The sequence below is a fragment of the Streptomyces atriruber genome (assembly GCF_001418325.1).
Lineage (GTDB): Bacteria > Actinomycetota > Actinomycetes > Streptomycetales > Streptomycetaceae > Streptomyces > Streptomyces atriruber.
Genome location: NZ_LIPN01000162.1, coordinates 1 through 5766, shown reverse-complemented (window position 1 = coordinate 5766; position 5766 = coordinate 1). Strand labels below are relative to the sequence as shown.

Here is a 5766-nt window from a genome sequence, read left to right as displayed (position 1 = left end):
CCGGAGCCCCGGCCCCCGAACCCATCGCCGCCCGCCGGGCCCTGCGCACCGCCTTCCACCGCGTCACCGTCCCCATGACGAAGACCGTCATCACGATGAGGACCATCAGCTGGCCGATGAACAGGCCCCAGAACAGCCCGTACCCCGAGAGCTGGTCCGCCGGGGTCTCCGGCCACGCGCCCGCCACGTCCTGCGGATTGCCCACCAGGTGGCGCACCGCGGGCGGCGTATGACCGAACGACACCTTCTCCGGCCAGGCGCCCTGCGCGAACCGGCCGGCGAGGTTCGTCGCCGACCAGACCAGGACCGTCGCCCCGATCAGGAAGCCCAGGAACGCGACCAAGAGCCCGTCGGGAACGCCGCGTTCGGGGCGTCCGCCCCGGTCGGGACCGCGTCCGCGAGGAGACCGGTCCCGCTCCCACTCATCCCGCATGCTGCTCCATGTAAGCCGCCCGTTCCTCCGCCTCCAGCTCCGCCGCCCGCAGCGCTTCGTCGGACGGCGCGTCCTCGGGGAGGTCGGCCGACGATTCGGTCATGGCGCGGTCGGTGAAGACCAGCGGCCGTTCCGTCTCGGTGATCAGGTGCTTGACCACCTGTACGTTGCCGTTCACGTCCCACACCGCGATGCCGGGCGTGAGCGTCGGGATGATCTCCACCGCCCACCTCGGCAGCCCGAGGACCCGTCCCGTCGCCCGCGCCTCGTCGGCCTTCTGGGCATAGATGGTCCGGGTGGACGCCATCTTCAGGATCGCGGCCGCCTCCTTGGCCGCCGCCCCGTCCACGACGTCGCTCAGGTGGTGGACCACCGCCACGAAGGACAGGCCGAGCCGCCGCCCGAACTTGAGGAGCCGCTGGAACAGCTGCGCCACGAAGGGCGAGTTGATGATGTGCCACGCCTCCTCCACCAGGAAGATGCGCTTCTTGCGGTCCGGGCGGATCCAGGTGTGCTCCAGCCACACGCCCACGATCGCCATCAGGATCGGCATGGCGATCGAGTTGCGGTCGATGTGGGAGAGGTCGAAGACGATCAGCGGGGCGTCGAGGTCGATGCCGACCGTCGTCGGGCCGTCGAACATGCCGCGCAGGTCGCCGTCGACGAGGCGGTCGATGACCAGCGCCACGTCCAGGCCCCACGCCCGCACGTCGTCTATGGCCACGTTCATGGCCTCGGCCGACTCGGGCTCGGGGTGGCGCAGCTGCTCGACGATGTCGGTCAGGACCGGCTGCCGCTCGACGATGGTCTCGTTCACGTACGCGTGCGCGACCTTCAGCGCGAAGCCCGACCGCTCGTCCAGGCCGTGCCCCATCGCGACCTCGATGATGGTGCGGAGCAGGGCGAGCTGCCCGGTGGTCGTGATCGCCGGGTCCAGCGGATTGAGCCGGATCCCCATGTCCAGGGCGGCCGTCGGGTCGAGCCGGATGGGGGTTATCCCCAGCTCCTCGGCGATGAGGTTCCACTCGCCGACGCCGTCCTCGCCCTGCGCGTCCAGGACGACGACCTGCCGGTCCTTGAACCGGAGCTGCCGCAGTACGTACGTCTTCTCCAGCGCCGACTTGCCGTTGCCGGACTCGCCGAGCACCAGCCAGTGCGGTGCGGGCAGCTGCTGCCCGTACAGCTGGAAGGGGTCGTAGATGTATCCCTTGCCGGAGTACACCTCTCGACCGATGATCACGCCCGAGTCGCCGAGGCCGGGCGCGGCCGTCGGGAGGTAGACCGCCTGGGCCTGCCCCGTCGACGTACGCACCGGAAGCCTCGTCGTCTCGACCTTCCCGAACAGGAAGGCGGTGAAGGCGTCCGTGAGGACGGTCAGCGGATCCCGCATCTCAACAGCCTGCCTCTACGTCGATACCGTCTAGCGCTCTCACGCGCTCTAGCGTCGGATGCCGGTCGCGAACGGCAGCGTGTTGACGAAGGCCCTGTGGTGCTCGCGGTCGCACCACTCCAGCTTCAGATACGACTTGCCGGCGGAGGCGCGGATCGTGCGCTTGTCGCGCGCGAGCGCCTCCGGGGAACGGGACGAGACCGTGATGTACCCGACGAGGTTCACCCCTGCCGCGCCGCTCGCCAGGTCCTCGCCGCGCTGGTCCAGGCGGGAGTGCGAGGCGATGTCGCGGGGGTCGACCGTGCGGTTCATCTTGGCCTGGCGGCTGGCTTCCGCCTCGTCGTTCGTCTTCTCGGTGAGCATCCGCTCGATGGCGATCTCGGTGGGTTCGAGGTCCATCGTCACGGCCACCGTCCTGATGACGTCCGGGGTGTGGACGAGCAGGGGCGCGAGGAAGTTGACGCCGACGGGCGTCATCGGCCACTCCTTCACCCAGGCCGTCGCGTGGCACCACGGGGCGCGGGTGGAGGACTCGCGGGTCTTCGCCTGGAGGTAGGTGGGCTCCATGGCGTCGAGCTCGGCGGGCCAGGCGTTGCGCTTCGTCATCGCCTGGATGTGGTCGATGGGGTGGTCCGGGTCGTACATGGAGTGCACGAGGGAGGCGAGCCGTCCCTGACCGAGCGGCTGCCGTACGCGGATGTCGGCTTCCTGCAGCCGGGAGCAGATGTCGGTGAGCTCGCGCGCCATGACGACCGCGAGACCGGCGTCCTTGTCGAGCTTCCTGCCCCCGGCCGGGCGGGCCGCGCGGGCCATCGCCTGGGCCTCGGCGGCCAGGTCGCGGGAGTAGTGCATGCAGGCGACGAGGTAGGCGCGGTGCTGCTCGCTGCTGGTCGACACCATCGACTGCAGCTGGTCGTACGACTGCTGGAGCCAGGGCAGGGCCCGGGAGTCGCCGCGCACGCTGACGTCCTTGGCGTGCGCGTCCGGGTCGGCGGGCAGCGTACGGGCGAGCATCTGGAGGCGGGTGACGAACCCGTCCCCGTTGGCGACGTGCTTGAGGAGCGTCCCGAACCGGTCGACCAGGGCCTCCTGGTCCTCGCTGTCGCGCAGCCCGACGCCGGGGCCCTCGATCTCGATCGCGGCGGTGACGGTCCGCCGGTCCGCGTGGAGCAGCACGGCGATCTCGTCCGGGCCGAAGGGCGCGGCCAGCCAGCTGATGCGGCCGATGCCGGGCGGCGGGCCGATCTCGACCTCGCGGCCGTCGAGCCGGATGCCCGACTCGGGCGCGGCGGAGCGGTAGGCGGTGCCGCGCTTCAGGGAGCGCTTGTAACTCCGGTTGATCTCGAACCACTTGAAGAAGGTGCGGCCCTTGTACGGGACGTACACGGCCGCGATGGCGAGCATCGGGAGGCCGGTGAGCAGCACGATGCGCAGGGAGAGGACGGGGACGAGGAGCCCGCACATCATGCCGAGGAAGGCGCCCACGATGATCAGGGCGATTTCCCCGGTCTCGCGGTTCTTGCCGACGATGGCGTTCGGCCGGGCGCGGCCGATCAGATATGTGCGGCGGGGCGCGACCGGCTGGGACACGTGGGACTGGGTCGTCAACGCCCTTCACCTCCCGTGCGGTTGGTACTGCTCTTGCCTGAACCGCCGCGATGGCCCGCGTGCGGGGTGTTCGTCGCGCCGCTGCGCGGCGGGGGTGCGGCGGAGGGGACAGATCCGCCGCCGTTGGAGGAGCCGCCGCCGGAGGACCCGCGGCTGCTGTGTGCGGCGACGCCGCCGCTTGCGGGGTTGGCGGGCCTGGCCTGGCTGTTCCCGCCCCCGCCTCCGCCGCCGCTGTTCCCGTTGCCGCGGGCGCTGTGGGTCTTGATGCCCTGCGAGACGAGGGAGGCGGGGGAGCTGATCACGGCGGCGGCCTTGTTCTCGGCGCCGCGCATGATGCGGTTGTTGCGGGAGTTCGCGATCTCGTCGCCGAAGCCCGGCACGAAGCGGTAGATCATGGCGCTCGCGAAGATGGCGAGCAGGATGATCGAGAGCCCGGAGACGACCGCGGAGAAGGAGTCGGGACCGTCGTCGGCGGAGAGCGCTCCGGCGAGGCCCAGCACGATCACGATGATCGGTTTGACGAGGATGACGGCGATCATGATGCCCGCCCAGCGGCGGACGTGCGTCCACAGGTTCTTGTCGACGAGGCCTGCGTAGACGACGGTGCCGAGGAGCGCTCCTACGTAGAGGAGTGCGGCCCTGATGACCAGCTCCAGCCAGAGCACGCCCGCGGCGAGGATCGACACGAGCGAGACGACGATCAGCATGATCGGCCCGCCCCCGATGTCCTCGCCCTTCTTCAGCGCGCCCGAGAACGTCCCGAAGAACGTGTCCGTCTGACCACCTGTCGCTTTCGCGATGACGTCCGTGACGCCGTCCGTCGCGGAGACGACGGTGTACAGGATCAGGGGGGTGAAGGCGGAGGCGAGGACGGTGAGCCAGAGGAAGCCGATGGCTTCGGACAGGGCGGTGGTGAGCGGGACGCCCCGCACCGCCCTCTTCGCCACGGCCAGCAGCCACAGGAGCAGCGTCAGGACGGTCGACGCGGCGAAGACGACGGCGTACTGCTGCAGGAACTCGGGGTTCGTGAAGTCGACGTTCGCGGTCTCCTTCACGGCGTCCGACAGCTTGTCGACGGTCCAGGAGGCGGCGTCGGCACAGCCCTTTGCCAGGGAGCTGAGGGGGTCGAGGGTGTCCCCCAGCGGGGGATCGGTGGGGTACTTGCCGCCACCGCTGCTGCCTTCTTGGCCTTTTTCGCAGTACTTCTTGGCGGGGCCGACGATGAGGTCACACCGCTCGTCCTTGGGTTCCGGCGCGGCGTAGGCACGCGAGGCCAGCAGGACCACAGCGACCGGGACGGCAGAGACAGCAGCCGTGAGCTTCACCGCGTGACTGCTAACGGGCATACGTGAACCCTCCGTACTCCTGGACGGCCTTGGCGATCTCATCGGCGGTGGAGATCTTGTTGTCGCCGTTCACGGGAGCGGGGCCGTCCTTCGACTGAAAGCTCTCGACCTTCCAGTCGTTGTCTACCCACCGCAGCTTGAGCGTCAGCGTGAACCAGTCGTTGCTGACCGGATTGGTCGTGTCCTGGCCGGCTGTGCCGAAGGCGCCCGTGCACCAGACCTCTACGGTTGCCGCGCTGTCCGAGTACGCCGTCGCTTTGGTGCCCACCGGCGCGGTGCGCGACACATACGTTTGTCCGGGGGCGGGGTTGCCCTTGTCGTCCAGGCCGATCTTGTCCAGGAACTCCTTGGAATACGTCTTGTCGAACTTCTCCTGCAGCGCGTTCACCTTGTCGGAGACGAAGAGCTGTCTGACGATCTCAGCCCGGCGGTCGGGCTTGAGGATGTCGGCCGAGACCAGGGACACCGCATAGTTGGACGCCGCGCTCTGCGCCCCCTGCTCGTCGTGCGCGAAGCCGGAGGGAATCCCCCCGTTCTTGCCCCGGACAGGCTTCTCCCCCGTCGCCGCCGTCGACGACGCATCCGGCTTCTTGCCGTCGCCGTCGGCCGAAGAGGAGTCGTCCCCTCCACGGTTCGCGAACGCGATCGCCGCGATCAGGAGGACCACGACGCCCACGACCGTGACGAGGCTGCGGGAGGAGCCGCGGCCGGGTCGGGTGGATCTGCGGGCGCCGTAGACGTCGTCCCCGCCCTCCCCCTCGGGAAGCCGCGTCCGGGTCTCTCCAGAGCCGCCGAAGAGGCCGTCGTTCCGGTCGTCGTCGGGACTCATGCCGCGTACGCCCCCTCAACCTCTCGCTGGACCGTCTCGTAGGACACGTATGACGGTAGCCCTGCTGGTTCCCGCGCGGGCGCGGTGTGGTGACTCGACATCAGGGAGTTGCAACCTCAGCCGGTGGGCACGACGGACGGGTGGGGGAGAGGGGGGACAG

The 5766-nt window shown here is 69.6% G+C and carries 4 protein-coding genes and 1 pseudogene; all 5 read right to left on the bottom strand.

Annotated features, from left to right (window positions below):
* Positions 1 to 433: pseudogene (locus AOK03_RS17975) on the bottom strand (type VI secretion protein); the annotation flags it as partial.
* Positions 423 to 1823 carry an ATP-binding protein gene (locus tag AOK03_RS17970; protein ID WP_055566301.1) on the bottom strand — a complete coding sequence of 467 codons (1401 nt, stop codon included), beginning with the start codon at positions 1821 to 1823 and terminating at the stop codon, positions 423 to 425. The pseudogene AOK03_RS17975 and the gene AOK03_RS17970, both read right to left, overlap by 11 nt.
* A 48-nt stretch (positions 1824 to 1871) precedes the next feature.
* Positions 1872 to 3431, bottom strand: coding sequence for an SCO6880 family protein (locus AOK03_RS17965; RefSeq protein WP_055566300.1), 1560 nt, complete (start codon positions 3429 to 3431; stop codon positions 1872 to 1874).
* The gene (locus tag AOK03_RS17960) at positions 3428 to 4777 is read right to left on the bottom strand and encodes an energy-coupling factor transporter transmembrane component T family protein (protein ID WP_055566299.1); all 1350 of its coding nucleotides are present in this window, start codon (positions 4775 to 4777) and stop codon (positions 3428 to 3430) included. The genes AOK03_RS17965 and AOK03_RS17960 overlap by 4 nt, the downstream gene beginning before the upstream one ends.
* Positions 4767 to 5606 (bottom strand): DUF8175 domain-containg protein, encoded by an 840-nt coding sequence (locus AOK03_RS17955; protein ID WP_055566298.1) that lies wholly within the window; start codon positions 5604 to 5606, stop codon positions 4767 to 4769. The genes AOK03_RS17960 and AOK03_RS17955 overlap by 11 nt, the downstream gene beginning before the upstream one ends.
* Positions 5607 to 5766: the final 160 nt, after the last annotated feature.